The sequence below is a fragment of the Halomonas sp. KAO genome, from assembly GCF_015595025.1.
Classification (GTDB): Bacteria; Pseudomonadota; Gammaproteobacteria; order Pseudomonadales; family Halomonadaceae; genus Halomonas.
Map to the genome: position 1 here is coordinate 741 of NZ_JADNRL010000044.1, position 272 is coordinate 1012.

1 protein-coding gene is annotated in these 272 nt (G+C 71.0%); it reads left to right on the top strand.

Annotated elements, in window-relative coordinates; all coding sequences use genetic code 11:
• Window positions 1–21 precede the first annotated feature (21 nt).
• Window positions 22–272, top strand: a 251-nt coding sequence (locus IOC61_RS17555) for a hypothetical protein (protein ID WP_195690021.1), incomplete at its 3' end; no start/stop codon positions are given.

Here is a 272-nt window from a genome sequence, read left to right on the forward strand (position 1 = left end):
GTCTGTCGTGAGGTTCCCCCTATGACGAGTACCCTGGCCCCACGCTTTGCCCTGTTGCCCCTGGCAGCGGCGATCGCCGCCATCGCCACCCTGGCCGGCACCGCCCTGCTACCGTTGGTGGTCGCCATCGGCCTGGCGCCTTCGCCGGTCGAGGCCAATTTCCTGATCGACACGGCCGAGGCCCAGCAGGGCCAGGGGCAAGGCCAGGGCGGCGGGCGTGATCTGCTCAATATCGGCCGCGGCAAGGGCAACGGCTTCGGCGCCGGCGGCGA